Below are 23,340 nucleotides of genomic sequence, written 5' to 3'. Positions count from 1 at the left end.
CTCACCGTTGCTCCTCCATGCCGCGCGAACGCCATCAGTCCGTCGGTCCACCGGCGACGTAGACCACCTGACCGGACACGAACCCGGCCTCCTCGCTCACCAGGAACGCCGCCGCGGCCGCGACGTCCTCCGGTTGCCCGATCCGGCCGACCGGCACGGAAGCCGCCACGCCCGCCTTGAAGTCCTCGAACGACACCCCGATCCTCGCCGCGGTCGCCGCCGTCATCTCGGTCTCGACGAACCCCGGCGCGATCGCGTTCGCGGTGACCCCGAACCTGCCCAACTCGATCGCCAACGTCTTGGTCAGCCCCTGCACGCCCGCCTTCGCGGTCGCGTAGTTCGCCTGACCGCGGTTGCCCAGCGCCGACGTGCTCGACAGGTTCACGATCCGCCCGTACCGCTGCTCGGTCTGGTGGCGCTGCACCGCGCGGCTCATCAGGAACGCGCCCCGCAGGTGCACCCCGATGACCGAGTCCCAGTCGTCGTCGCTCATCTTGAAGACGAGGTTGTCGCGCAGGATCCCGGCGTTGTTCACCAGCACCGTCGGTGGCCCGAGCTTCTCGGCGACCTCCGCGACCGCCGCCTCGACCTGCTCGGTCACGCTCACGTCCGCCCCGACGGCCAGCGCCGTCCCGCCCACCCCGGTGATCGCCTCGACCGTGCCCGCGCAGGCCGCGGCGTCGAGGTCGAGCACCGCGACCGCGAACCCGTCCCGCCCGAGCCGCGTGGCGATCGCGGCACCGATGCCCCGCGCCGCCCCCGTCACGATCGCGATCCGCTGGGTCACTGGCCCTCCACTGGTCGTCGCCGCCTGCGAATCGTCACCGCACCGGAAGTTACTCCCGGGTCCGTTCGAGTGTCCACCATCTCGCTGGCCCCGACCGAACGGCCGTGACAGGGTGGGGACAGACCCACCGATGGAGGCTCAACGTGGAGAACTCCCTCATTCCGTACAGCGGTATGGTGCTCGACCGGGCTGGTGCGCGACGGGCTGACGCGGCCTGGATCGACGCAAGGCGACCGAGCGGGCACGCCCTGGCGTTCTGGCGCGACCGGTGCCTGGTCCGCGACGGCCGACCGCTGTTCACCACCGTCACCGACGACGCGGTGTTCCTCGGCCTCGACGGCGACACCGCCCTGTTCGCGCGCGACCTGTCCGAAGTGGACGAAGGCGTCGCGGTCGCCGACACCGGCGCGCACGGTGCCGCCGACATCCGCGTGCTGTTCGCGGACCTCGGTCCGGAAGACGCCACCCGCCTCGCCTACGCCAGGGGAATCCTGCACTGGCGGCGCAACCAGCGCTTCTGCGGCGCCTGCGGTAGCGCCGCCATCGACTCGCACGGCGGGCACGTCCGCCAGTGCACCGGCTGCGGCAAGCTGCTGTTCCCGCGCATCGAACCGGCGATCATCGTCCTGGTCGAGCACGGCGACCGCTGCCTGCTCGGCCGCCACCGCGGCGCCACCGGCTTCTCCACGCTGGCGGGGTTCGTGGAGATCGGCGAGAGCATGGAGGACGCCGTGCGTCGGGAGGTCGCCGAGGAGTCCGGAGTGGCGGTCGGCGCGGTGCGGTACCTGGCCTCGCAGGCGTGGCCGTTCCCATCCGGACTGATGCTCGGTTTCCGCGCGGTGGCGTTGTCGCCGGACATCGCGGTGGACCTCGACGAGCTGGAAGAGGCCCGCTGGTTCACCAGGGCCGAGGTCGCCGCGCTCGGCGGCCGCAGGCCGGACTCGGTGGAATCGTTCCTAGTGGACCACTGGCTGGTCGGTTCCTCACTCCCGCAACGCATGCACGGGTGACCCCGGTCACCCCTAGGGGGTCGTCCCCTGGCCAAGATCGGGGACGAATCCTGATTCGCCGGTGCCACGCCGCTGACACTCTTCTGCCCAACAGCGAAGAGTGTCGTTTCCGTCAGCGGGGGGAACCCAGACATGTCAGGCAATTCGGCGACGCAGGCAAGACCGATGGCGACGGTGCGGATCGCGCGGTGGAGCGCGGAGCACCCGTGGCGCGCGATCACCGCGTGGCTGGTGTTCGTCGCGGTGTGCATCGGGGTCGGCAACATCGTCGGCACCAAGACCACCGACTTCGACGACGCGGCCAAGGGCGAGCTCGCGGTCTACCAGAAGATGGTCGACGACGCGGGCTTCAACCGCCCGGCCAGCGAGAACGTCCTGATCACCGCCCGCTCCGGCGCGCTCGACAAGGCGGCGGCTGGCAAGGTCGCCGAGGACGTGCGCGGCAGGATGTCGGGCCTCAAGGAGGTCGGTGAGGTCAGCGAGGCGCTGCCCTCGCCCAACGGCAACGCGCTGCTGGTCAGCGTCGAGATCGCCGGTGACCGCAAGACCGCCGACGAGCGGCTGCAACCGCTGCTCGACGCCACCGCCGCGGTGCAGGCCGCGCACCCCGACCTGCTGGTCGAGCAGGTCGGCGGCGAGTCGCTGAACAAGGCGCTGTCCACCGCGCTCGGCGACGACTTCGCCAAGGCCGAGCTGATCAGCATCCCGGTCACCCTGGTGATCATGCTGATCGCCTTCGGCGCGGTCATCGCCGCGGGCATCCCGGTGCTGCTGGCGCTCTCCGCGGTGGCCGCCGCGATGGGCCTCTCGGCGCTGGCCTCGCAGCTGGTGCCCGCCTCCGAGAACACCTCCAGCATGATCCTGCTGATCGGCATGGCCGTCGGCGTCGACTACTCGCTGTTCTACGTCCGCCGCGAACGCGAGGAACGCGCCAAGGGCCGCACCCACCTCGACGCGGTGGAGATGGCCGCGGCCACCTCGGGGCACGCGATCGTGGTCTCCGGGTTCGCCGTGGTGGTCGCCATGGCGGGCATGTTCGTCGCCAACGACGTCATCTTCACCTCGATGGCCATCGGCTCCATCCTGGTCGTGCTGACCGCCGTGATCGGCTCCATCACCGTGCTGCCCGCGATGCTGGCCAAGCTCGGCCGCTGGGTGGACAAGCCCAGGGTCCCGTTCGTGTGGCGCCTGTCGGCCAAGGGCGGCGAGCCCAGGGTGTGGAAGGCGATCCTGCGGCCGTCGCTGCGCCGCCCGGCCACCACGCTCACCGTGGCGGGCCTGGCCCTGGTCGCGCTGGCCATCCCGGCGCTGGGCATGAAGCTCAACTCCCCGTCCGACGCCGACCTGCCGCGCAGCATCCCGGTCATGCAGTCCTACGACCGGATGACCGCCGCGTTCCCCAGCACCGGCGCCACCCACGCGGTCGGCGTGCGGGCCCCGGCCGACAAGGTCGCCCAGACCGAGGCCGCGGTGACCGCGCTCACCGAGCGGATCAAGGCCGACGCCGGGTTCGCCCACGAGCGCGAGATCGAGGTCACCCGCTCATCGGACGGCCGGGTGTTCCTGCTCAACGCGGCCATCTCGTCCTCGGCGGCCAGCCCCGAGGCGGACAAGTCCCTCACCTGGCTGCGCACGGTCGCCCTGCCGCAGACCGTCGGGGCCGTCGCCGGTGCCGAGTTCGCGGTGAGCGGGCAGACCGCGGGGGAGAACGACTTCGTCGACTCGATGAACGAGTCGCTGCCGTGGGTCATCGCGATCGTGCTGCTGCTGACGTTCATCATCATGACCTGGACGTTCCGCGCCCCGCTGATCGCGCTGTCGTCGATCGCGCTGAACATGCTCTCCGCCGCGGCCGCCTACGGCGTGCTGGTGCTGGTGTTCCAGAACACCTGGGCCGAGGGCCTGCTCGGCTTCACCTCCACCGGCGGCATCGTCGCCTGGCTGCCGCTGATGCTCTTCGTCGTCCTCTTCGGACTCTCGATGGACTACCACGTGTTCGTCGTCAGCCGCATCCGCGAGGCGCGGGACTCCGGTATGGACACCAGGGCGGCGATCTCCCAGGGCATCACGTCCTCGGCGGGCGTGGTCACCAGCGCCGCGGCCGTGATGATCGGGGTGTTCTCCATCTTCGCCACGCTCAGCACGATCGACATGAAGCAGATGGGCGTCGGCCTGGCCACCGCGATCCTGCTCGACGCCACCCTCATCCGCGCCATCGTCCTGCCCGCGCTGATGGGTGTGCTCGGTGAGCGGAACTGGTGGACGCCGCGGATCCTGCGCCCCCGCCGGGTTCCCGCCCCGGTCGAGGCCGAGCAGACCCGCGAGCTGGACCCGGTCGGCTGATCCCGGGACGGCGCTGAACAGCCCGACAACGAGGGGAAGCCCCGACCAGCGAACTGGTCGGGGCTTCCCGCAACCCTGTACTTCCCCTGACAACCCTGTACTTCCCCTGACAACCCTGTACTTCCCACTGCAACCCTGTACTTCGCACTGCAACCCTGCTGCATCCCCTGCGCGGCTGTTCCCTGCCCGGTCAGCCCGCGGGGTTACCGGCGGGCGTGGCTGCGCCCGTAGAAACCGGCGACCAGCGCCACACCGAGCGCGGCGAGGCCGATCTGGAAGATGATCTCGATCCAGTCCACGCCCGCGGTCGTGCCGACGCCGACCGCGTTGGCCAACGCGGTACCCAGGAAAGCCGCGACGATACCGACCACGATGGTCAGCCAGATCGGGATCGACTGCTTGCCGGGAACCACCAGGCGGCCCAGTGCGCCGATGATCAGACCGATGATCAGCGCGGTGAAGATGCCGGTGACGGTCATTGTCCGCTCCCTCGAATCTCGGTGGGGGTCTCGACACTGAGGTACCCCGGCGAACGCGATTCTCACTCGATCCGGCGAACTTTTTCTCGCCCGGCGGCGACCGAACCCGGGGCGCACACTGGGGGGATGCACTACACCGACCGCGTCCACGCCGGTCGGGTGCTCGGCGCGAGGTTGGAGTACCTGCGCGGCGAGGACCCGGTCGTCCTCGGCCTGCCCCGCGGCGGGGTCCCGGTCGCCGCCGTGGTCGCCGCCCTGCTCACCGCCGAACTCGACGTCGTGCTCGTGGGCAAGGTCGGCGCACCCGGCACCGCGGAACTCGCGGTCGGCGCGGTGGGGGAGGGCAGGCACGGATCGGACTGGGTCGAGGTGCGCGCCGAACCGGTGCTCGCCCTGCTGGAACTGTCCTGGTCGGACGTCGCCGACACCGTCGCCAGGGTGAAGGCCGACCTCACCGACCAGTCCCGGCGACTGCGCGGCGGCGGGGAACCGCACTCGCTGCGCGGCCGCACCGTCGTGGTGGTCGACGACGGGGTGGCCACCGGGTCCACCGTCGAGGCCGCCGTCCGGGTGGTGCGCGGACTCGGCGCCGAACGCGTGGTGCTGGCCGTACCGGTCGCCCCCGCGAGCGTGGTCGACCGGCTCACCGAGATCGCCGACGACGTCGTCTGCCCGCTCGCCCCGGACGACCTGAACTCCGTCGGCCAGTGGTACGAGGACTTCACCCAGGTCGACGACGCCGAGGTCCGGGAACTGTTGTCCCGGTGACCGCTCCCGCTGTGACACAGTCACAACAGGGTTGTTCGGCGGTCAGTCGACAGTGACCCCCGCCGCGCCCACAGCGGGCCCCAGCAGGTCCAGGATGCGCCGCATGGACTCCGGCGGGTTGCGCAGCACCAGCCTGCTCTGACCCGGCAGCGTCCCGGCCGCCCGCAACAGGGTGATCACACCGGACACGTCGATGAAGTCCAGCTCCGCAAGGTCCAAGTGGACGTCGCCGGTGGCCTGGGTGCACAGCGCGACCAGCAGCTGCTCGAAGTCCGGCCGGGTGCGCAGGTCCGCGTGCCCGGTCAACCGGCCCTGCCGGGGAACCACCCCGTCCGGGGTGGCCCGCCCCGGCTGCCGGTCGGCCCGGTGCTCGGCGCGCGGTGGTGGCTGCTCAACGATCGCGACCACCACCCCGGTGGGGCCGGGCGGCCGGGGCGGGCGTCGCGTCGTCGAGCACGGCGAGCCTCCCAGCGGCGTCGGAACCGAGTGGACGGCAGCCTACGCGGCACCGACGCCGCTGTCCCAGGTCCAAAGACCCCAGCCGGGGTCAGCCCGCGCGGACCGCCAGGTCGTACACCGTCTGGCCGCCAATCGTGACCTGCGCGAAGTTCTCCTGAACCCAGGTCGCGATCTGACTCCCGCCGCCGAAGCCGCCACCGCGGCCGCCCTCGACGTAGTAGCGGACCTGTCCGGACTCGACGTACGCCTGGAACTGCGCCAGCGTCGGCGCCGGGTCACCGCCGTTGAACCCGCCGATCGCCATCACCGGCATGCCACTGGCCAACTGCAACGAGGCAGCGCCCTGCGAACCGGTGCTCGCCGCCGCCCAACGACCCGTGGTCGCCTGCAACGCCGCCACCAGTTCCGCGCTGACGGAACCGGTGTCGCCCATACCGCCACCCATGCCGCTGCTTTGCGACACCGGGCCGGACAGCGGGATCGAGCCACTGTGCGCGGTCGCCGCCGTGGCCACCGTGTACGCCGATGTCGCACCGAGACACGCCACCAGCGCCAGCACCGCCACCGGCACCGCCGCCCCGCGCAGCAGGTGCACGCCGGTCGCGATCGCCGCGGCGGCCAGCACACCCGCCACCGCGATGACCCACCGCAGCCACGGCAACCAACTGCCGTCCCAGCCCAACATCACGAACGCCCAGCCCGCGGTCAGCGCGACCATCGACGCCAGCGCGATCCGCGCGGGCAGGTGACCGCGGCCGCGCCACAGCTCGCGGCCGGAGATCGCGACGACACCGGCGATGCCGGGCGCCAGCGCGATCGCGTAGTACGGGTGGACGGTGCCCTGCATGTAGCTGAACACCAGCGCGGTCACCACGGTCCAGCCGCCCCACAGCAGCAGCCCGGCCCTGGTGCGGTCGGTGCGCGGCGCGCGGCGGGTGAACCACAACCCGGCGATCATGCCGACGAGCGCGGCGGGCAGCAGCCACGACACCTCGGGGCCGAACGCCGCGCCGAACATCCGGAACAGGCCGGTTTCCCCGCCGAAACCGGTGTTCCCGCCGCCACCCCCGCCGCCGTTGCCGTCACCGCCGAAGATCCGGCCGAGGCCGTTGTAGCCGAGGGCGAGGTCGAGCACGGTGTTGTCGGTCGACCCGCCGATGTACGGCCGGGACGCGGCGGGCCACAGGTCGGCCACCACCACGTACCACCCGGCGGCCACGACCACCGCGACCCCGGCGGCCAGCACGTGCAGCGCGCGCCGCAGCGGGCTGGTCGGCGCGACCACCAGGTACACCAACACGAACGCGGGCAGCACGAGGAAGGCTTGCAGCATCTTGGTGAGGAACCCGAAGCCGATCGCGGTACCGGCGAGCACCAACCAGGTCGGGCTCGCCTTCTCCGCCGCGCGCACCGTGCAGTACGCGCCGACGACCAGCAGCAGCACCAGCAGCGCGTCGGGGTTGTTGAACTTGAACATCAGTGCCGCCACCGGGGTCGCGGCCAGCGCGGCCCCCGCGAGCAGCCCGGCGCCGGGCCCCGACCAGCGGCGCACGGCCCGGTAGAGCAGCCACACCGAGCCGATCCCGGCCAGCGCCTGCGGCAGCAGCATGCTGAACGACGAGAAGCCCAACACCCGGCCCGACAGCGCCATCAGCCACAGCGCGGCGGGCGGCTTGTCGACGGTGATCAGGTTGCCCGCGTCGAGGGACCCGAAGAACAGCGCCTTCCAGTCCTGGGTGCCCGCTTGCGCGGCGGCGGCGTAGAAGCTGTTGCCCATCCCCGACGCGCTGAGGTCCCACAGGTACAGCACGGCGGTCGCGACCAGCAGCGTGATCGCGGCGGGCAGTTCCCAGCGGGGGTGTCGAGGGGCCGGTGCGGTGCTGGGCCCGGGATCGGTGGGGGTGTCGGTCGCGGGGACGGCGGACTCGGCGGTCACGGTGCTCACAGCGCGCTCTCCAGGACGGGCTCGGCGGGACGGCGGAAGACCCAGCTGCGCAGCAGCAGGAACCGCAGGACGGTGGCCAGCAGGTTGGCCGCGACCAGCACGGCCACCTCGGTGCGGCCGCTCGGCGCGGTGAGCCCGTGCAGCAGCGCCAGCGCGCCGCTGGTGAGCCCCAACCCGAGGACGAACACGAGCAACCCCTGGAACTGGTGCCGGACCGCGTCGCCCGACCCGCGCACCCCGAAGGTCAGCCGCCGGTTGGCCGCGGTGTTGCCGACCGCGGTCACCAGCAGTGCCACCAGGTTCGCCGCCTGCGGCCCGACCTGGCCGCGCAGCAGCACGTACAGCACCAGGTACGCCAGGGTGCTGACGACGCCGACCGCGGCGAACCGCACCAGCTGCCGCAGCAGTCCACGGGGGACACCCGGCGGGTCCGGGGTGATCGCGCCGCGGCCCAGTTGCGCGCGCAGGTCGGCGATCGGCAGCCGACCGGTGGCCAGACCGCGGCCGAGCCGGGCGATGCCGCGCAGGTCGGCGACCGCGGTGCGCACGATGTCGACCCGGCTGTCCGGGTCGTCGACCCAGTCGACCGGCACCTCGTGGATGCGCGACCCGGCCCGCTGCGCCAGCACCAGCAGTTCGGTGTCGAAGAACCAGCCGGTGTCGGCCACGTGCGGCAGCAGCGCCCTGGCCACGTCCGCGCGGATCGCCTTGAACCCGCACTGGGCGTCGGAGAAGCGCACCGCGAGGGTGCCGCGCAGCAGCAGGTTGTAGGCACGCGAGATCAGTTCCCGCTTCGGCCCGCGCACCACCCGGGCGCCGCGCGCCAGCCTGCTGCCGATCGCCACGTCCGAGTGCCCGGAGATGAGCGGCGCCACCAGCGGCGAGAGCGCGTTGAGGTCGGTGGACAGGTCGACGTCCATGTAGGCGAGGACCTCGGCGTCGGAGCCGAGCCAGGTGGTGTGCAGCGCCCGGCCGCGGCCCTTCTCCGCCAGCCGCGCCGCGCGCACCCCGGGCAGCGACGCGGCGAGCGACTCGGCGACCGCCCAGGTGCGGTCCGTGCTGGCGTTGTCGGCGACGGTGATCCGGAACCGGTAGGGGAAGTGCGCGAGCAGATGCGCGTGCAGTCGGCGCACGCACGGCTCCAGATCGCGCTCCTCGTTGTGCACGGGCACCACGACGTCGAGCACCGGTGCCGGTCCCGACGTCCGCACCGGTCCGCGGGCCACCTGCTGGGGGAGGGCGCCGGAGACCTCGGGGTCCGCGGCCGCCGTCTCAGTGGGGGTCATGCCGTAGACGATCGGGCGCCGCGCTGGGTGGTCGGTGTGCGGCGGCTGTGCGCCCGCTGTGGGAAATCCCGAAGTGGTGGTCATCTCAGCGGCTCAGGTCGTAGAGGGTGACGCCGTCGACGGTGGTGGCTTCGTAGTTTTGTGCTACCCACTCGGCGATCTCGTGCGCGTCGTCGCTGCCGGTCGAGCCCTGCATGAACGAGCTCGCGATGTACCAGTGCACCTCGCCGTCGGCGGCCATCCGCTGGAACTCGGCAGGCGTCGGCGCGGGATCCGTGCCGTTGAACCCGCCCAGGGCCAGCACCGGGACACCGGACCCGAGTTGGTACCCGGCTGCGTTGTTGGACCCGATCACCGCCGCGGCCCAGGTGTACTGGTCGGCGCCGGAAGCGATGGCCGCCGACAACTCCGCACTCGGCGTCGGCGCGCCCAGCAGCCCGCCCATGCCCCCGCCGCCCATGCCGCCGCGGCCGCCACCACCAGGGCCACTCGACGCCGACGGACCCACGGACGGCAGCGCACCGGAATGCGCCTGTGCCGCTGTCGCCACCGTGTACATCCCCGGCGCGACAAGGCAGAGCACCAACGCGACCACCGCCACCGCGCGCCCGGCCGCCCTCGGCAGCACCGGGACGAACACGACCGCCATCGCCGCGGCCAGCCCGCCACCCAGCACGAGCGGCGCGAGCCACGGCAGCCAGTCGTCCTCGCGGGAGAGCAGCAGCCACGCCTCCAGCGCCGTCACCGCGATCCCGGCCGACAGGAACCCGATCGCCGCCGGATCGGCCCGGTTGCGCCACACCGCCACCGCGCCGATGCCGAACAGCGCCGCGACCGGCGGGGCCAGCGCCACCGCGTAGTACGGGTGGATGATGCCGTCCATCAGGCTGAACACGGCCCCGGTCACCACCAGCCACAGGCCCCACAGCAGCGCCGCGGCCCGCGTCCGGTCGGTCCGGTCCGCGCGGCGGGTCAGCCACACCAGCGCGACGAGCGCCAGCAGCGCGGCGGGCAGCAGCCACGCGATCTCGCTGCCCATCTCACTGCCGAACAACCGCGACCAACTGGCCGTGCCCCAGCCCGCGCCGCCGCCGACGCTGCCCACCTCGTCGCCGGTGAGCCTGCCCAAACCGTTGTAGCCCAAGGCGAGTTCGAGCACGCTGTCGGTCTGCGAGCCGCCGATGTAGGGCCTGCTGCCGGACGGGATCAGCTCGACCACCGCGACCCACCATCCGCCCGTGCAGATGACCGCGCCGACAGCGGCGCACAAATGCGCGATGCGTTTGCCCAATGAGGTTGGTGCCGCGATGAGGTACACCAGACCGAACGCGGGCAGCACGAGGAACGCCTGCAACATCTTGGTGAGGAAACCGAAACCGACCAACGCGCCCGCGAGCACCAGCCACCGCACACCGGCCCGCTCGACCGCGCGGACCGTCGCGTAGGCGGCCGCGGTGAGCAGCAGGACCAGCACGGCGTCGGGGTTGTTGAACCGGAACATCAGCGCGGCCACCGGGGTCAGCGCCAACGCGGCACCGGCGATGAGCCCCGCGTGGTGCCCCGACCACCGCCGCACCGCCGCGTAGAGCAGCCAGACGGACCCGACACCGGCCAACGCCTGGGGGACCAGCACGCTCCACGAGCCGAGCCCGAAGACCCGCACCGACAGCCCCATCACCCACACCGCGAACGGCGTCTTGTCGACGGTGATGCCGCCCGCGCTGTCGGTGGCGGCGAAGAACCACGCCGACCAACTCTGCCCGCCCGCCTGGGCCGCGGCCGAGTAGTAGGCGTTCGCCCACCCGGACGCGCCGAGGTCCCACAGGTAGAGCGCGGCGGTGCCGAGGAGCAGGACGGCCACGGAGAGCCTGCGCGGCACCGGGGTGCGCGCGGTGTCCGGGGTGGGGACGGCCACCGGCCGGTCAGCGACGAGTGTCATGCCCTCACGGTCGGGCAGCGCGCTGGGGCGGGGATGTGCGTTCCCTGTGCGGGAACTGTGCGCCCGCTCAACCGTTGCAGTGCCGGTCGCCCTCGTCCGGCGAGGTGGACCCCGGCGAGCTGTCGGCGTCCTTCACCGTGACGCACCGGGGGCTGGTGCCGCGCCGGAACAGGACCGAGACGAGGCCGGGGGAGTCCTGCCTGGTGAACGGCCGCATGGTGGCGGCGGGCAGCCCGAGGCAGTCGTCGTTGGGGAACACCAGGACGCTGCGGTTGGTGTCGTTGTCCAGGTGCCGCACGGTGAAACCGAGCCGGTAGCACCAGTCGTCGTCGGGGTTGACGATCCCCAACCCGCCGTCGAACTCGTAGTAGAGGAAGATCCCGGTCGCCGCCGCCGCTTGTGGTACCGAGGTCCCGGTCATCGCGAAACCGGTGACCACAAGCGACACGACTATTCGGCGAACACCTTTCACCGCAACTCCTTCCGCCGCGAACACGTCGCCGGAATTGTTGCCGCGCCGGGTGCGTGATCGGCCGAAAGACACCCGATCGTGGTGATCATCAGACGGTGGCCGCGACCGCCCCGCTCGCCGCGGGGACCTTGACGGTGAACACGGTCCGACCGGGTCCGCTGATCACCTCGACCGACCCGTGGTGCGCCGCGACCACCGCCGAGACGATGGCAAGACCCAGCCCCGTGCTGCCCTGCGCGCGCGAGCGCGACTCGTCGCCGCGGGCGAACCGCTCGAACACCTCGGGCAGCAGTTCCGCCGGGATGCCGGGGCCGTCGTCGGCGACCGACAGCACCGCGTCCGACCCGTCCACCCGCAGCGCCACCGTGATCGTCGTGCCAGCCGGGGTGTGCGTGCGCCCGTTGGCCAGCAGGTTCGCCAGCACCTGGTGCAGCCGCGCCTGGTCGCCGACGGCCAACACCGGCTCGGCGGGCAGTTCCAGCCGCCACGCGTGCTCGGGCCCGGCGACCTTGGCGTCGCCGACGGTGTCGAGCACCAGCCGGGACAGGTCGACCGTCTCGTAGAGCAACGGACGCCCGGAGTCCAGGCGGGCCAACAGGAGCAGGTCCTCCACCAGCGTCGTCATCCGGCGCGCCTCCGACTCCACCCGGGAGATCGCGTGCGCCACGTCCGGCGGCACCTCGTCGCCGCGGCGGCGCGCCAGTTCGGCGTAGCCGCGGATCGCCGCCAGCGGGGTGCGCAGTTCGTGGCTGGCGTCCGCGACGAACTGGCGCACCCTGGTCTCGCTGGCGTGCCGCGCGGTCAGTGCCGCGCCGATGTGGCCGAGCATCCGGTTCAGCGCCGACCCCACCTGCCCGACCTCGGTACCGGGGTCGGTGTCCGCTTTCGGCACCCGCACCGACAGCGCCACCTCGCCCCGGTCGAGCGGGAGCTCGGCGACCCGGCGCGCGGTGGCCGCCATCCGGTCCAGTGGGCGCAATGTGCGCCGCACGATCAGCACCCCCGCCACGCCCGCGATGGTCAGGCCGAGCAACGACACCCCGCCGAGCACCAGGCCCGTGGTCCACAGGGTGTCCTCCAGCGCCTCGATCGGCAGCCCGATCAACGCCACCACGCCGTTGCCCGCCTGGGTGGGCACCGCGATGAGCCGGTACCGGCCCAGGTCGCCGAGATCGCGGTCGCGGGCGACGCCGTCCGCGGGCAGCGCGGTCAGCACCGAGTCGTACGCGGTGGTGGTCAGGTTCTCCTTGCCGGAACTCGTCTGCCGCTGCGCCGAGAACACCACGCCGTCCACGATCGCGGCGTTGATGGCGCCCAGGTCCTGGATCGGCCCGCTGCCCGGTTGCCGGTTGCGGTCGCCCGAGGGCGGTGGGCCGCCGCGGCCGAGGAACTCGGCCGCGCCCTTGCTGGCGTCGGTCAGCCGCGCGTCGAGCTGGTCGACCAGGAACGCGCGCAGGCCGACCACCGTGACCACGCCCGCGACCAGCAGCACCAGGCCGAGCAGCACCAGCTGCTCGGCGATCAGCCGCGCCCGCAGGGACATCGCCCTGCCCGGCTCCTCAGGCGGGCTTGAGGACATAGCCCGCGCCCCGCATCGTGTGGATCATCGGATCGCGGCCCGCGTCGATCTTCTTGCGCAGGTACGAGATGTAGAGCTCGACGATGTTGGCCTGGCCGCCGAAGTCGTAGTTCCACACCCGGTCCAGGATCTGGGTCTTGCTCAGCACCCGGCGCGGGTTGCGCATCAGGTAGCGCAGCAACTCGAACTCGGTCGCGGTCAGCGTCACCGCCTCGCCTGCCCGGAACACCTCCCTGGTGTCCTCGTCCAGCGTGAGGTCGCCGACCACCAGCGCGGAACCGCCGCCGGACTCGGTCACCCCGGTGCGGCGCAACAGCGCGCGCAGCCGCAGCACGACCTCCTCCACGCTGAACGGCTTGGTGACGTAGTCGTCGCCGCCCGCGGTCAGGCCCGCGATCCGGTCCTCCACCGAGTCCTTCGCGGTCAGGAACAGCACCGGCATGCCGTCCACCTCGGCGCGCAGCCTGCGCAGCACCTCGATGCCGTCGAAGTCGGGCAGCATCACGTCGAGCACCACGGCGTCGGGCTTGAACTCCCGGGCCACCCGCACCGCGGCGGAGCCGTCGAGCGCGCTGCGCACGTCCCAGCCCTCGTAGCGCAGCGCCAGGGTCACCAGCTCGGCCAGCGTCGGCTCGTCGTCGACGACGAGTACCCGGACCGGCTGGCCGTCTGGCCTGCGCAGCTCCGGGCGGGACGAGGTGTTCACGGTCATGCCCCCGATCTTGGCCGGTGCCGTTGGGCGCTACCTGTGCCGATCCTGTGTACCACCTGTGTCCGTTTCCCTCTTGTCGCGCCCCGGGCACATAGGCCGCCCTGAGCACAGAGGCCGCCCCGGGCACATAGCCGATGCCCACCCCGTGCACAGCGTGCGCACAGGCTTGATCCCGATGGTTGGTGGTACCGGGGCCACGAGGCCGCGGACGAACCAGGAGGAACCATGACGGAGCAGACCCCCCAACCGGAGCAGCAGCCCGCGGCCTGGGGCGCGCCGGTTCCGGAGCGCACCCAGCCGCGCTGGTCGTGGAAGAAGTCCGCCGTCGCAGGCGTGGTCGCCGTGGGCATCGCCGGTGCGGGCGGGTTCGCCGTCTACGCGGCCAGCGACGCCACCGCGGACAACGCGGGCGGGCGCTCCGGTGGCATGGGCGGCCCCGGCGGCGGGATGGGCGGCGGCCGCGGCGGCATGGGTGGCGCGGGCGGTGTGGCCGGCGCGCTGCACGGCGAGTTCACCGTGTCCGAGGGCGACGGCAAGTACGGCACCCGGCTCCTGCAGACCGGCGAGGTCACCGCGATCAGCGACACCTCGGTCACCGCCAAGAGCACCGACGGCTACACCAAGACCTACACGATCGACGCCAAGACGGTCCAGCAGTCCATCGCGCAGGGCGACACCGTCACCATCGTCGCCACCACCTCCGGGGACACCGCCACCGCGACCACCATCAGCGAGCGCGGCGCGGGCGGCCCCGGGATGGGCCAGGGCGGCGCGCCGGAGGGCCAGCAGGGCGTCCCGCCGCGCCGCGAGGACGGCACCGCGCCGGAGGGCGCGCCGCCGACCGAGTGACGCGGCCGTGGTGGGCCCGGCGTCACTTGTCGACCGGGTCCACCACCTTCGACGCGGCGGTGATGATCGACCACAGTGGACTGCGGGTGCGCTCGTAGTACACCCGCCGGTTGGCCGGTTCCCGGTGCTCGGTGAGCATCCCCAGGTCCACCAACCTGGTCAGCTCGACCCCGCACGCGCTCTGCGCGATCACCGTCTTCGGCGGCTCCGACTGGAAGAACCGCGGCCCGGCGTGCTGGTGGATCCACAGCGCCACCCGCAACCTGCTCGGCCGCCCGAACAGCAACCGCCCGACATCCCCAGCGTCCATGTCCGCGCGCTCCCGTGCTCTGCCGAAGGCCAGTAGTGCGTAGTCCAGTATCAGGAATCAAGATACCGGCGGGGACGGGCGGTGTCGAGGGCGTCGCGCGCGGTGAACGGGCCGACTGCCGGTTCCGGTGCGGTCTGGCCGTGCGCCTGCACGGTCGGATGTCCGCACCGGACACCGTTCTCGGCCGGACACCGCTCTGTCGGACTCGGGTTCGCTGTCGGACTCCAGTGCCTGCCTGCCGCCGTCGTCCACCGGGAACCCCGTTGCCTACCGGACGCCGCGCGGGCGGAACTGGACGCTGACGCGGGGTCCGGTGGGCCGGCTGGTCTTGGGGACGGAGTGGTCCCAGGTGCGCTGGCACGAGCCGCCCATCACCAGCAGGTCGCCGTGGGCGAGCGGGAAGCGGCGGGACGGCCCGCCGGTGCGCGGGCGCAGCAGCAGCGACCGGGTCGCGCCGAGCGAGGCGATCGCCACCCAGGTGTCCTCAGTGGACCCGCGGCCGATCCGGTCGCCGTGCCAGGCGACGCTGTCGCGGCCGTCGCGGTACAGGCACAGGCCCGCCGTGGTGAACTCGATCGGGTAATGCCGCGATAGCGCTTCCTTTGCCTCCGCCAGTACCGGATGCGGCACCGCGTCACCCTCCCGGTAGAAGGCCAGCAGTCGCGGTACGTCGACAACGGCGTCGTACATCGCCCGCCGCTCCGCCTGCCACGGCACGTCTTCCACCAAAGCGGTGAACACGGTGTCTGCTGCGTGTAACCACCCCGGCAGGAAATCCACCCACGCGCCACCGGCCAGTTCGGTGCGGTGCGCCAGGGCGAGATCTCCCAGGCCAGGGCCGGAATCCAGCAGCGAGGTCTGGAACGGGACGGGCATGTCAGGCAGCATACTCGAACACCTGTTCGACCTGCTGGGTTTGCGGTGGTCTGGCAGACTGGCCGCTGGTGACGTCGCACCTCGCACCGGGACGAGGTTTCGCACCGCCGCGATCGGGGTACCCGCCGCCGCCCACCCGCCTTCGCCGCGCCGCGCCGCCGTGAGAGATCGAGGTACCCCCATGGCCACACCCGTCACCGCACCCCACTCGCAAACCCCTGCCGCGCAAGGCCGTCCGCTCGCGACCGCCCCGACGAGAGTCGCGGGGGGACAGGTGCCCGCTCGCGGCCGGACCGTCCGCCAGGCACCGAAAGCGGTCCACCCCGGCCTGCACCTGCGCGCCGCCGTCGAGCGCGTGCTGCCCGACCCCGCCGGGCAGGCCGCGGTCGCCGAGCTGATGGCCGGTCTCGCGTGGACGGCCGCCGCGGGGGAGACCTGCCTGCTCACCCGTCCGGTGGCCGACGTGCGCCGCGCCATCGCCGCGATCGCCGCCGCAGACACCCCGGCCGCGCGCGCCGCGCTCGACCACGCCGCGGCCGCCCTGCTGGATGTGCCCGCGCTCCCGGTGCCGCGCCCCGCGACCGCGTTCGAGCGCCGTTCGATCTAACGTCTTTAACCCGGACGAGTGGACCCTGCCGCTCCGAGTTCAGCCCCCGCCACCTGAGCGGGCAATCTCAGCTGACTGGCTCAACGAAGCGCCGGACCCCTGGGAGAACTCATGACACGGCAACTGGACGCACTGCCCTTCCCCGGAACCCCGTCCCCCGGTCTCGACCTCCGCCGCGCGGTCGACACCGCCCTCGCCGCACTGATCACCCCGCCGTCCGCGGCGGCGGCCCGCGCCATCGCCGACGACCTGCTCGGCGCCCTCGCCAGGACCGCCGCCACCGGCGACACCTGCCTCGTGCTCACCGCCGCCGAGGCGGTCGGCCTGGCCAGGGGCCACCTGGTGGCCGCCCGCGACATCGAGGCCCGCGCCGCCCTGGTCCGCGCCCGCGGCCTGCTCGACCGCAGGGCCCCGTGAACCGCGTCGCGCCCGTGCTCCCGCGCCGGACCCCGTGACCCCACCGGGACGTCCCGCGATCCCCGAATATCCCCACTCACCACCGGGTACTGACCACACGTGACACCGAAGACCTCCCCAGCCGACGCCCCCGACCCGGCCCACTGCCGCCCCGCCGGGGTGGACGACGCGACCGTCGAGGCCGTCGGCAAGCTCACCGAGGCGCTGGAGACCATCGAGCGCGCCCGCGGCCACCTGTACTCCTTCCACCAGCTCACCGGCGGCGCCGACTTCGAACTCGGCGAGGCGGCCGACCTGCTCGAGAAGGCGGGGCACGCCGAGATCGCGCGGCGGCTGCGCACCGAGCTCGTCGGGCGCAACGTCCTGCCCGGCCGCTGGACGTTCCAGATCGTCGAGGAGTACGACGAGGACTACTACGAGCGGGTCCGCGCCGAGGAGCGCTCGGTCCGCGACGAGCTGCTCCAGGGCAGGCGGCACGTGTACGAGTCCGAGCTCAAGGAGTCCCGCCGCACCCGCGGCGCCGAGGGACACGAGGCCCGCCCGTGAGCCCGCCCCCGCGGTCGCGCGAGGGAACTGGCGTCACCGGACGCGGTACGGAATCCTGGTGACCATGCGGACTCACGCGCGGAACACCATGACGATGCACGGTCAACCCAGCCTCCCGGTGCGGACCGGCGAGTGCCCGGAGTGCCTCGGCTCCGGGCTCGCCCCCAACCGCAAGGACTTCTGCCCGCGCTGCGGGGGGATAGGGCAGGTGCCTCGTGCCGCCTGACCCCCCCGAGCCGCCCGACCGCACTGGCGCGCCCTGCCCGCACCAGTGCGGACCGGACGGCGTCATCCGCTGGCACCAGCCCCGACCGGACGGTCGCGGCGGGACCGAGTTCGCGCTGATGGAGCTGCCGTGCCCGGAGGGGCACGCGGGCCAGTGGCGCCACCCGGCCGCCGAACGCGACCGGGTCGTCGACTCCGGCGCGCCGGGTACCCCCACCCGGCTGCCCTCCGTCCCGACCCGGCTGCCCGGTGCCACCGACGCGGTCAACCAGCTCCCGCCGGGCCTGGCCAAGCTGCTCGCCGACATCCACCGCCGCGCGGGCCACGCCGACTGACCGGCCCCGGCGAAATAACCCCATCCCTAACCCCGGTACGGGGTATGGTCGAGGCCATGGCGCTGGCAGACCACCCCCGCATCCCGCTCACCTTCGGCCCCTCGCCGCTGCACCCGCTCGACCGGCTCACCGCCCACCTCGGCGGGGCGCGGATCTGGGCCAAGCGCGAGGACTGCAACTCCGGTCTCGCCTTCGGCGGCAACAAGGTCCGCAAGCTGGAGTACCTGGCCGCCGACGCCGTCGCCACCGGGTGCGACACCCTCGTGTCCATCGGCGGCGTGCAGTCCAACCACACCAGGTCCGTCGCGGCCGTCGCCGCGTACCTCGGCCTCAAGTGCGCCCTGGTCCAGGAGTCCTGGGTGGACTGGCCGGACTCGGTGTACGACAAGGTCGGCAACGTCCAGCTCAGCCGCCTGCTCGGTGCCACGTCCCGGTTCGTCAAGGCGGGTTTCGGCATCGGGATCAAGGAGAGCTACCAGCAGGTCCTCACCGAGGTCGACCTCGCAGGCGGCAAGCCATACCCCATCCCGGCAGGCGCCTCCGACCACCCGCTCGGCGGCCTCGGCTTCGCCCGCTGGGCCGCGGAACTGCTGGAGCAGGAACGCGCCGCGGGCGTCCGGTTCGACACCGTCGTCGTCGCCACCGGCACCGGCAGCACCCAGGCGGGCATGGTCGCCGGGTTCGCCGCCCTCGGCGAGCGGCGCAGGGTGATCGGCGTCGACATCACCGCCAAGCCGGTCGAGACGCTGGCCGCCGTGCGGCGCATCGCGCACCGCACCGCCACCCTCCTCGACACCGAGATCACCGACGACGTCATCCTCGACGAGCGCTACCACGCGGGCACCTACGGCATCCCCGACGAGGAGACCCTGTCGGCGATGCGGCTGGCCGCGCGCACCGAGGCCCTGATCACCGACCCGGTCTACGAGGGCAAGTCGATGGCCGCGTTGATCGACCTGGTCGGCACCGGCGAGATCGCGCGCACCGACACCGTCCTGTTCGCCCACCTCGGCGGCCAGCCCGCGCTCAACGGCTACAGCGCGGTCGTCTAGGCGGCGGGGGCGTGGGTCGCACGTCCGGCGCGCGCCCCACGGTCACCGCACGGATCCACGGCTACCATCTGGCGACTGGGTAGACGCCCAGAGTGCCTGGAGCCGGTGTTTGTATGGATGCTGTGGTGGCGGCGCGGGACGTGGTGCGCGTCCTGCTCGTCGAGGACGACGCGGGTGACGCGCTGCTGGTGGAGGAACTGCTCGCCGATGTCGACGCCCCCGTGGTGCTGACCAGGGCGCAGAGCCTGGCCGAGGCGCAACCGCTGCTGGCAGGCGTGGACTGCGTGCTGCTCGACCTCGGCCTGCCCGACGCGAGCGGGTTGCAGGGGCTGCGCAAGCTGGAGGAGGCCGGTGGCGGCGTCGCCGTCGTCGTGCTCACCGGGCTCGCCGACGAGCAGCAGGGTGTCGCCGCGGTCGCCGCTGGCGCACAGGACTACCTGGTCAAGGGGCAGGTCGACGGCGACCTGCTCAGCCGCGTCATCCGCTACGCGGTGGAACGCGTGCGCAGCGAGGAGATCCAGCGGCAGCTGCGCGAGGAGCGGCTCTACGCCGAGGAGAAGGCCCGCCTCGAACGCGGCCTGCTGCCCACCCCGGTGCTGTCGGACCCCCGGCTCGAGCGCGACTTCACCTACCAGCCAGGCAGCCAGCGGATGCTGCTCGGCGGCGACTTCTACGACCTGGTCCAGACCGAGGACGGCACCGTGCACGCGGTGATCGGCGACGTCTGCGGCCACGGCCCGGACGAGGCCGCGCTCGGCGTCCACCTCAGGGTCGCCTGGCGCGCGCTGGTGCTGGCCGAGCGCCCGGTCGACGAGGTGCTCGGCACCATGCAGCGGGTCCTGCGGCACGAGCGCCACCTCGACGGCCTGTTCGCCACCGTCTGCATGCTCTCGGTCGACCCCGACCGGCGCACCGCCCGGCTCCGGCTGGCCGGGCACCCGCCGCCGGTGCTGGTCGCCGACGGGCGGGTCAGCCTGCTGCACGCCCCGGTCGGTGTCCCGCTCGGCGTCCGCGCCAAGGCCACCTGGCCGTCGACGACGGTCGAGCTCGGCGAGCGGTGGTCGGTGCTGCTCTACACCGACGGCCTGATCGAGGGCCGGATGGGCACCACCTCGGAACGGCTCGGCTTCGCCCGCCTCGCCGAGATGGTCGGCACCCTCGCCGGGGCCGACCCGCGCTGGCGGGTCACCGTGCTCGACGACCTCATCCGCCAGGCGTGCGCCCTCAACGAGGGCGACCTGGTCGACGACGTCGCCGCGATGCTGCTGAGCCGGGTCGGCGACCGCGATGCCTGAGCGCGGTGCCCCCGCGGCGGGCCGGGTGAGCTCGCGCTGGCCGCTGCGCCGCTGGCTGACCCTCGCCATCGGCGCGCTGGTGCTGGTGTTCATCGGCGCCGTGGTCGCCGGGTCGTTGGCCATCGCCGGGCTCACCGAGGCGCGCACCACCATCGTCGACCGCGTCGACCCCGCCGTGCAGCACGCCCTGCGCCTGGACACCGCGCTGGTCGACCAGGAGACCGGGCTGCGCGGCTACGTGCTGACCGCCCAGGACGAGTTCCTCGAACCGTACGACTCCGGCATCGAGCGGCAGCGCGCCGCGATCGCGAACCTGCGCCGCACCATCGTCGTGCGCACCGACCTGCTCGACCGGATCACCGCGATCGAGACCGACGTCGAGCGCTGGCGCACCGACTACGCCGTGCCCACCATCGAGCGCGTCCGCGCCACCGGGGTCAGCGGTGACGCCCAGACCGAGGCGGGCAAGCGGCGCTTCGACCAGGTCCGCGCCGCGGTCGGCGGGTTGCAGCGCGAGCTCGACCTGGCCCGCGAGGCGGGCAGGGCGGCGCTCGCAGGCGCGGCGAGCACCCTGGTGATCGTGTGCGTGAGCATCGCGATCGTGCTGCTGGTGGTGTTCCTGCTGGTCGCCGTGGTGCTGCGGGCCGCGGTGGCCGGGCCGCTTGCGCAGCTGACCGGCGGTGTGCGCCGGGTCGCCGACGGCGACTTCCAGCACGAGCTGCGGGTCACCGGGCCGAGGGAGGTCACCGAGCTGGCCGGGGACGTCGACTCGATGCGCAGGCGGATCCTGGCCGAGGTGTCGGTGCAGCGCGAGGTCAACGCCGCCCTCGACGCCCGCACCGAGGACCTCAAGCGGTCCAACGCCGAACTGGAGCAGTTCGCCTACGTCGCCTCGCACGACCTGCAGGAGCCGCTGCGCAAGGTCGCCAGCTTCTGCCAGCTGCTCGAACGCCGCTACAAGGGGCAGCTCGACGAGCGCGCCGACCAGTACATCGGGTTCGCCGTCGACGGCGCCAAGCGGATGCAGGTGCTGATCAACGACCTGCTCGCGTTCAGCCGGGTCGGTCGGCACGCCCGCGACCGGGTGCCGGTGGCCGGGGCCGACCTGGTCGCCCAAGCCGAGGCCAACCTGGCCGAGGCCATCGGGGACGCGGGCGCGGTCGTCGAGGTCGGCGAGCTGCCCACCGTGCTCGGCGAGGCGCCGCTGCTGACCGCGGTGTTCCAGAACCTGATCGGCAACGCGGTCAAGTTCCACGGCTCGGCGCCCCCGGTCGTGCGGATCACCGCGCAGCGCGACGGCGATCAGTGGCTGTTCACCGTGACCGACAACGGCATCGGCATCGAACCGGAGTTCGCCGAGCGGGTGTTCGTCATCTTCCAGCGCCTGCACGGCAAGGACGCCTACCCGGGCACCGGCATCGGCCTGGCCATGTGCCGCAAGATCATCGAGTACCACGGCGGCCGCATCTGGCTCGACCCCGTCGACGACGGCACCCGCTTCCGCTTCACCCTCCCCGTCGCCGCCGACGCGACCACCCCGGCGGGTACCCTCGCCGAAACCCCCACGGAGAAGGCGCAACCATGACCGACCCCACCGCCATCAAGGTCATCGACGTCCTGCTGGTCGAGGACGACGACGGCGACGTGCTGATGACCCGTGAGGCATTCGAGCACTACAAGATCCGCAACCAGCTGCACGTCGTGCGCGACGGCGAGCAGGCAGTCGCCTTCCTCCGCCGCGAGGGCCAGTACGCCGACGCCCCCCGCCCCGACCTGATCCTGCTCGACCTCAACCTCCCCCGCTTCGACGGCCGCCAAGTCCTCGCCGAGATCAAGGCCGACGCCGAGTTCCGCATGATCCCGGTCGTGGTGCTGACCACCTCGGAGGCGGAGGAGGACATCCTGCGCAGCTACCAGCTGCACGCGAACGCCTACGTGACCAAGCCGGTGGACTTCGACCGCTTCATCGAGATCATCCGCAAGATCGATGAGTTCTTCGTGACCGTGGTTAAGCTACCCCGCTAGGCCGTTCTCGCTGGTCAGCGGCATGTGTGACGCTGCGGCCGGTACCTGACGTGCGGAAGCCGAAGCGTCAGATGCCGATGCCGAAACTCGCGCAGACCTCGTGCTCCTCCACCATTCGGACGATCCGTCGACCGTCAGCCCAGCTGAGTTCGGCATCGTCGCGTTGGAACCGGAGAGCGGTATTGCGCATCACCGTGTTGGCGTCCTTGCCTGCGTCGATGTCGAGGCAGGTGTTCTCCGCGTCCGTCAGCGCGCTGTCCCACCGCTTGGCGGTGCTGGTCAAGGCGGGGTAGTACGCGCTGAGGTCGGTGATGAACCTGCTCTGCGCGAGCGGGCGGCCGGACAACGGGACGATGGGTGTCTGCGTGTGCGACGTGCTGCCTGGTGATCGGGCATCGTGGTCGCCGCTGGTCGTGATCGCGATGACCACCGCGGACACGCCGATCACGAGCCCGAACACGATCAACAAGGCTATGCGCCCTCGGCGGCGGGCGGCTGGAGATGGGTCGACTGTCTCGTTCACACCATGCCGCGTCGTGTCGGGCCGAGTGGTTGTTACGCCGCTTGGTGCGAACTGCCCCGCTAGCAGGTCTGTTCTTGCTGGTCAGCGGTGTGCGTCCGCCACCATGAGCGGGCCAGCCGGGCGTGTATTCCGTTGCTGTTCCGCCTACCGAGGTGGCTTTGTCAGCCGAGGTGGCGGGGGCGCGGGGCCACGGTGGTGGTCGGGCTGCTGCCGAACAGGCGCCGGGGGCCGAGTTTGCGCGGGCCCCGGGTGCGGCGGTGGCGTGGGCGCTGGCGGTCGGTCAGCTCCGTGGGGCCGGAGTCGCGTCGTGAGACGAGGCTCGCGGCCAGGCAGGCTATGGCGACGCCGCCGAGGAGCATGGCTATCACGGTCCACGCGGTGGAGCCACCCGAGTGGTAGGAGACCATCCCGCAGGCCGCGGCGCCCGCGGCGGCGAGGAACGCTTCGAGGAAGTACTTGCGCACGGTGACCACGGGCCTCTCGGTTGCTCTTGCCCGAGAG

At 72.4% G+C, this 23,340-nt stretch carries 25 protein-coding genes; 12 read left to right on the top strand and 13 right to left on the bottom strand.

Annotation, left to right across the window (positions count from 1 at the left end; all coding sequences use genetic code 11):
* Positions 1-34: 34 nt before the first annotated feature.
* Positions 35-787, bottom strand: coding sequence for an SDR family oxidoreductase (locus CLV68_RS18150; protein WP_121392022.1), 753 nt, complete (start codon positions 785-787; stop codon positions 35-37).
* A gap of 143 nt (positions 788-930) precedes the next feature.
* On the opposite strand from CLV68_RS18150, the gene nudC reads away from it, so the two are divergent.
* Positions 931-1,797: an NAD(+) diphosphatase gene (gene nudC, locus CLV68_RS18145; protein WP_211346614.1), complete on the top strand. Its 867-nt coding sequence runs from the start codon at positions 931-933 to the stop codon at positions 1,795-1,797.
* A 132-nt stretch (positions 1,798-1,929) separates the two neighbouring features.
* Positions 1,930-4,140, top strand: coding sequence for an MMPL family transporter (locus tag CLV68_RS18140; protein ID WP_246009945.1), 2,211 nt, complete (start codon positions 1,930-1,932; stop codon positions 4,138-4,140).
* A 203-nt stretch (positions 4,141-4,343) separates the two neighbouring features.
* Here the strand turns inward: CLV68_RS18140 and CLV68_RS18135 are convergent, their stop codons facing one another.
* Positions 4,344-4,619: a GlsB/YeaQ/YmgE family stress response membrane protein gene (locus CLV68_RS18135; protein ID WP_121392019.1), complete on the bottom strand. Its 276-nt coding sequence runs from the start codon at positions 4,617-4,619 to the stop codon at positions 4,344-4,346.
* A gap of 126 nt (positions 4,620-4,745) precedes the next feature.
* Here CLV68_RS18135 and CLV68_RS18130 point away from each other — a divergent pair, with 126 nt between their 5' ends.
* On the top strand, positions 4,746-5,387 hold the full coding sequence (locus tag CLV68_RS18130; protein WP_121392018.1) for a phosphoribosyltransferase: 642 nt from the start codon (positions 4,746-4,748) through the stop codon (positions 5,385-5,387).
* A gap of 42 nt (positions 5,388-5,429) precedes the next feature.
* On the opposite strand, the gene CLV68_RS18125 is transcribed toward CLV68_RS18130, so the two are convergent.
* The 7 genes from CLV68_RS18125 to CLV68_RS18095 all read right to left on the bottom strand — a co-directional run bounded on the left by CLV68_RS18125 (position 5,430) and on the right by CLV68_RS18095 (position 13,779).
* Complete coding sequence (locus CLV68_RS18125) at positions 5,430-5,795, bottom strand: STAS domain-containing protein (protein ID WP_170224431.1); 366 nt, start codon at positions 5,793-5,795, stop codon at positions 5,430-5,432.
* A gap of 139 nt (positions 5,796-5,934) precedes the next feature.
* Complete coding sequence (locus tag CLV68_RS18120; protein WP_121392376.1) at positions 5,935-7,782, bottom strand: ArnT family glycosyltransferase; 1,848 nt, start codon at positions 7,780-7,782, stop codon at positions 5,935-5,937.
* A gap of 5 nt (positions 7,783-7,787) precedes the next feature.
* On the bottom strand, positions 7,788-9,077 hold the full coding sequence (locus CLV68_RS18115) for a bifunctional glycosyltransferase family 2/GtrA family protein (RefSeq protein ID WP_121392375.1): 1,290 nt from the start codon (positions 9,075-9,077) through the stop codon (positions 7,788-7,790).
* Between the two features lie 85 nt (positions 9,078-9,162).
* Positions 9,163-11,016, bottom strand: a complete 1,854-nt coding sequence (locus CLV68_RS18110) for a glycosyltransferase family 39 protein (RefSeq protein ID WP_121392016.1) — start codon at positions 11,014-11,016, stop codon at positions 9,163-9,165.
* Positions 11,017-11,083: 67 nt separating this feature from the next.
* Entirely contained in the window at positions 11,084-11,488 is a 405-nt protein-coding gene (locus CLV68_RS18105) for a hypothetical protein (RefSeq protein ID WP_147460055.1), read from the bottom strand.
* Between the two features lie 88 nt (positions 11,489-11,576).
* Positions 11,577-13,031: a sensor histidine kinase gene (locus tag CLV68_RS18100; RefSeq protein ID WP_281274672.1), complete on the bottom strand. Its 1,455-nt coding sequence runs from the start codon at positions 13,029-13,031 to the stop codon at positions 11,577-11,579.
* Positions 13,032-13,047: 16 nt separating this feature from the next.
* Complete coding sequence (locus tag CLV68_RS18095; protein ID WP_121392013.1) at positions 13,048-13,779, bottom strand: response regulator transcription factor; 732 nt, start codon at positions 13,777-13,779, stop codon at positions 13,048-13,050.
* Between the two features lie 225 nt (positions 13,780-14,004).
* Here CLV68_RS18095 and CLV68_RS34020 point away from each other — a divergent pair, with 225 nt between their 5' ends.
* Positions 14,005-14,628 carry a hypothetical protein gene (locus tag CLV68_RS34020; protein ID WP_170224430.1) on the top strand — a complete coding sequence of 208 codons (624 nt, stop codon included), beginning with the start codon at positions 14,005-14,007 and terminating at the stop codon, positions 14,626-14,628.
* Positions 14,629-14,650: 22 nt separating this feature from the next.
* Here CLV68_RS34020 and CLV68_RS18085 read toward each other — a convergent pair whose 3' ends face one another.
* Together CLV68_RS18085 and CLV68_RS18080 are read right to left on the bottom strand one after the other, a co-directional pair.
* Positions 14,651-14,938: a hypothetical protein gene (locus CLV68_RS18085; RefSeq protein WP_092780111.1), complete on the bottom strand. Its 288-nt coding sequence runs from the start codon at positions 14,936-14,938 to the stop codon at positions 14,651-14,653.
* Positions 14,939-15,205: 267 nt separating this feature from the next.
* On the bottom strand, positions 15,206-15,814 hold the full coding sequence (locus CLV68_RS18080) for an alpha-ketoglutarate-dependent dioxygenase AlkB (protein WP_121392374.1): 609 nt from the start codon (positions 15,812-15,814) through the stop codon (positions 15,206-15,208).
* Positions 15,815-16,088: 274 nt separating this feature from the next.
* Between CLV68_RS18080 and CLV68_RS18075 the strand changes: the two genes are divergently transcribed.
* The 8 genes from CLV68_RS18075 (at position 16,089) to CLV68_RS18040 (ending at position 22,316) form a co-directional block, all read left to right on the top strand.
* The gene (locus tag CLV68_RS18075; RefSeq protein WP_121392011.1) at positions 16,089-16,421 is read left to right on the top strand and encodes a hypothetical protein; all 333 of its coding nucleotides are present in this window, start codon (positions 16,089-16,091) and stop codon (positions 16,419-16,421) included.
* 111 nt (positions 16,422-16,532) lie between these two features.
* Positions 16,533-16,838 (top strand): hypothetical protein, encoded by a 306-nt coding sequence (locus CLV68_RS18070; RefSeq protein WP_092780107.1) that lies wholly within the window; start codon positions 16,533-16,535, stop codon positions 16,836-16,838.
* A gap of 159 nt (positions 16,839-16,997) precedes the next feature.
* Positions 16,998-17,384 (top strand): hypothetical protein, encoded by a 387-nt coding sequence (locus CLV68_RS18065; protein WP_211346672.1) that lies wholly within the window; start codon positions 16,998-17,000, stop codon positions 17,382-17,384.
* 215 nt (positions 17,385-17,599) lie between these two features.
* A complete protein-coding gene (locus CLV68_RS18060; RefSeq protein ID WP_121392009.1) occupies positions 17,600-17,944 on the top strand; it encodes a hypothetical protein in 345 nt (114 codons plus the stop codon).
* A 56-nt stretch (positions 17,945-18,000) separates the two neighbouring features.
* Entirely contained in the window at positions 18,001-18,996 is a 996-nt protein-coding gene (locus tag CLV68_RS18055) for a 1-aminocyclopropane-1-carboxylate deaminase (protein WP_121392373.1), read from the top strand.
* A 113-nt stretch (positions 18,997-19,109) separates the two neighbouring features.
* On the top strand, positions 19,110-20,291 hold the full coding sequence (locus tag CLV68_RS18050) for a PP2C family protein-serine/threonine phosphatase (protein ID WP_170224429.1): 1,182 nt from the start codon (positions 19,110-19,112) through the stop codon (positions 20,289-20,291).
* Positions 20,284-21,876 carry a sensor histidine kinase gene (locus CLV68_RS18045; protein ID WP_121392008.1) on the top strand — a complete coding sequence of 531 codons (1,593 nt, stop codon included), beginning with the start codon at positions 20,284-20,286 and terminating at the stop codon, positions 21,874-21,876. The genes CLV68_RS18050 and CLV68_RS18045 overlap by 8 nt, the downstream gene beginning before the upstream one ends.
* Positions 21,873-22,316 (top strand): response regulator, encoded by a 444-nt coding sequence (locus CLV68_RS18040; protein WP_121392007.1) that lies wholly within the window; start codon positions 21,873-21,875, stop codon positions 22,314-22,316. The genes CLV68_RS18045 and CLV68_RS18040 overlap by 4 nt, the downstream gene beginning before the upstream one ends.
* Positions 22,317-22,383: 67 nt before the next feature.
* Here CLV68_RS18040 and CLV68_RS18035 read toward each other — a convergent pair whose 3' ends face one another.
* A complete protein-coding gene (locus tag CLV68_RS18035) occupies positions 22,384-22,776 on the bottom strand; it encodes a hypothetical protein (protein WP_147460053.1) in 393 nt (130 codons plus the stop codon).
* 224 nt (positions 22,777-23,000) lie between these two features.
* Positions 23,001-23,312: a hypothetical protein gene (locus tag CLV68_RS18030; protein ID WP_121392005.1), complete on the bottom strand. Its 312-nt coding sequence runs from the start codon at positions 23,310-23,312 to the stop codon at positions 23,001-23,003.
* Positions 23,313-23,340: the final 28 nt, after the last annotated feature.

Source organism: Actinokineospora cianjurensis (assembly GCF_003663795.1).
GTDB classification, from domain to species: Bacteria; Actinomycetota; Actinomycetes; order Mycobacteriales; family Pseudonocardiaceae; genus Actinokineospora; species Actinokineospora terrae.
Note: the sequence above shows the minus strand (reverse complement) of the source record. Positions and strands in the feature narration are given on the sequence as shown.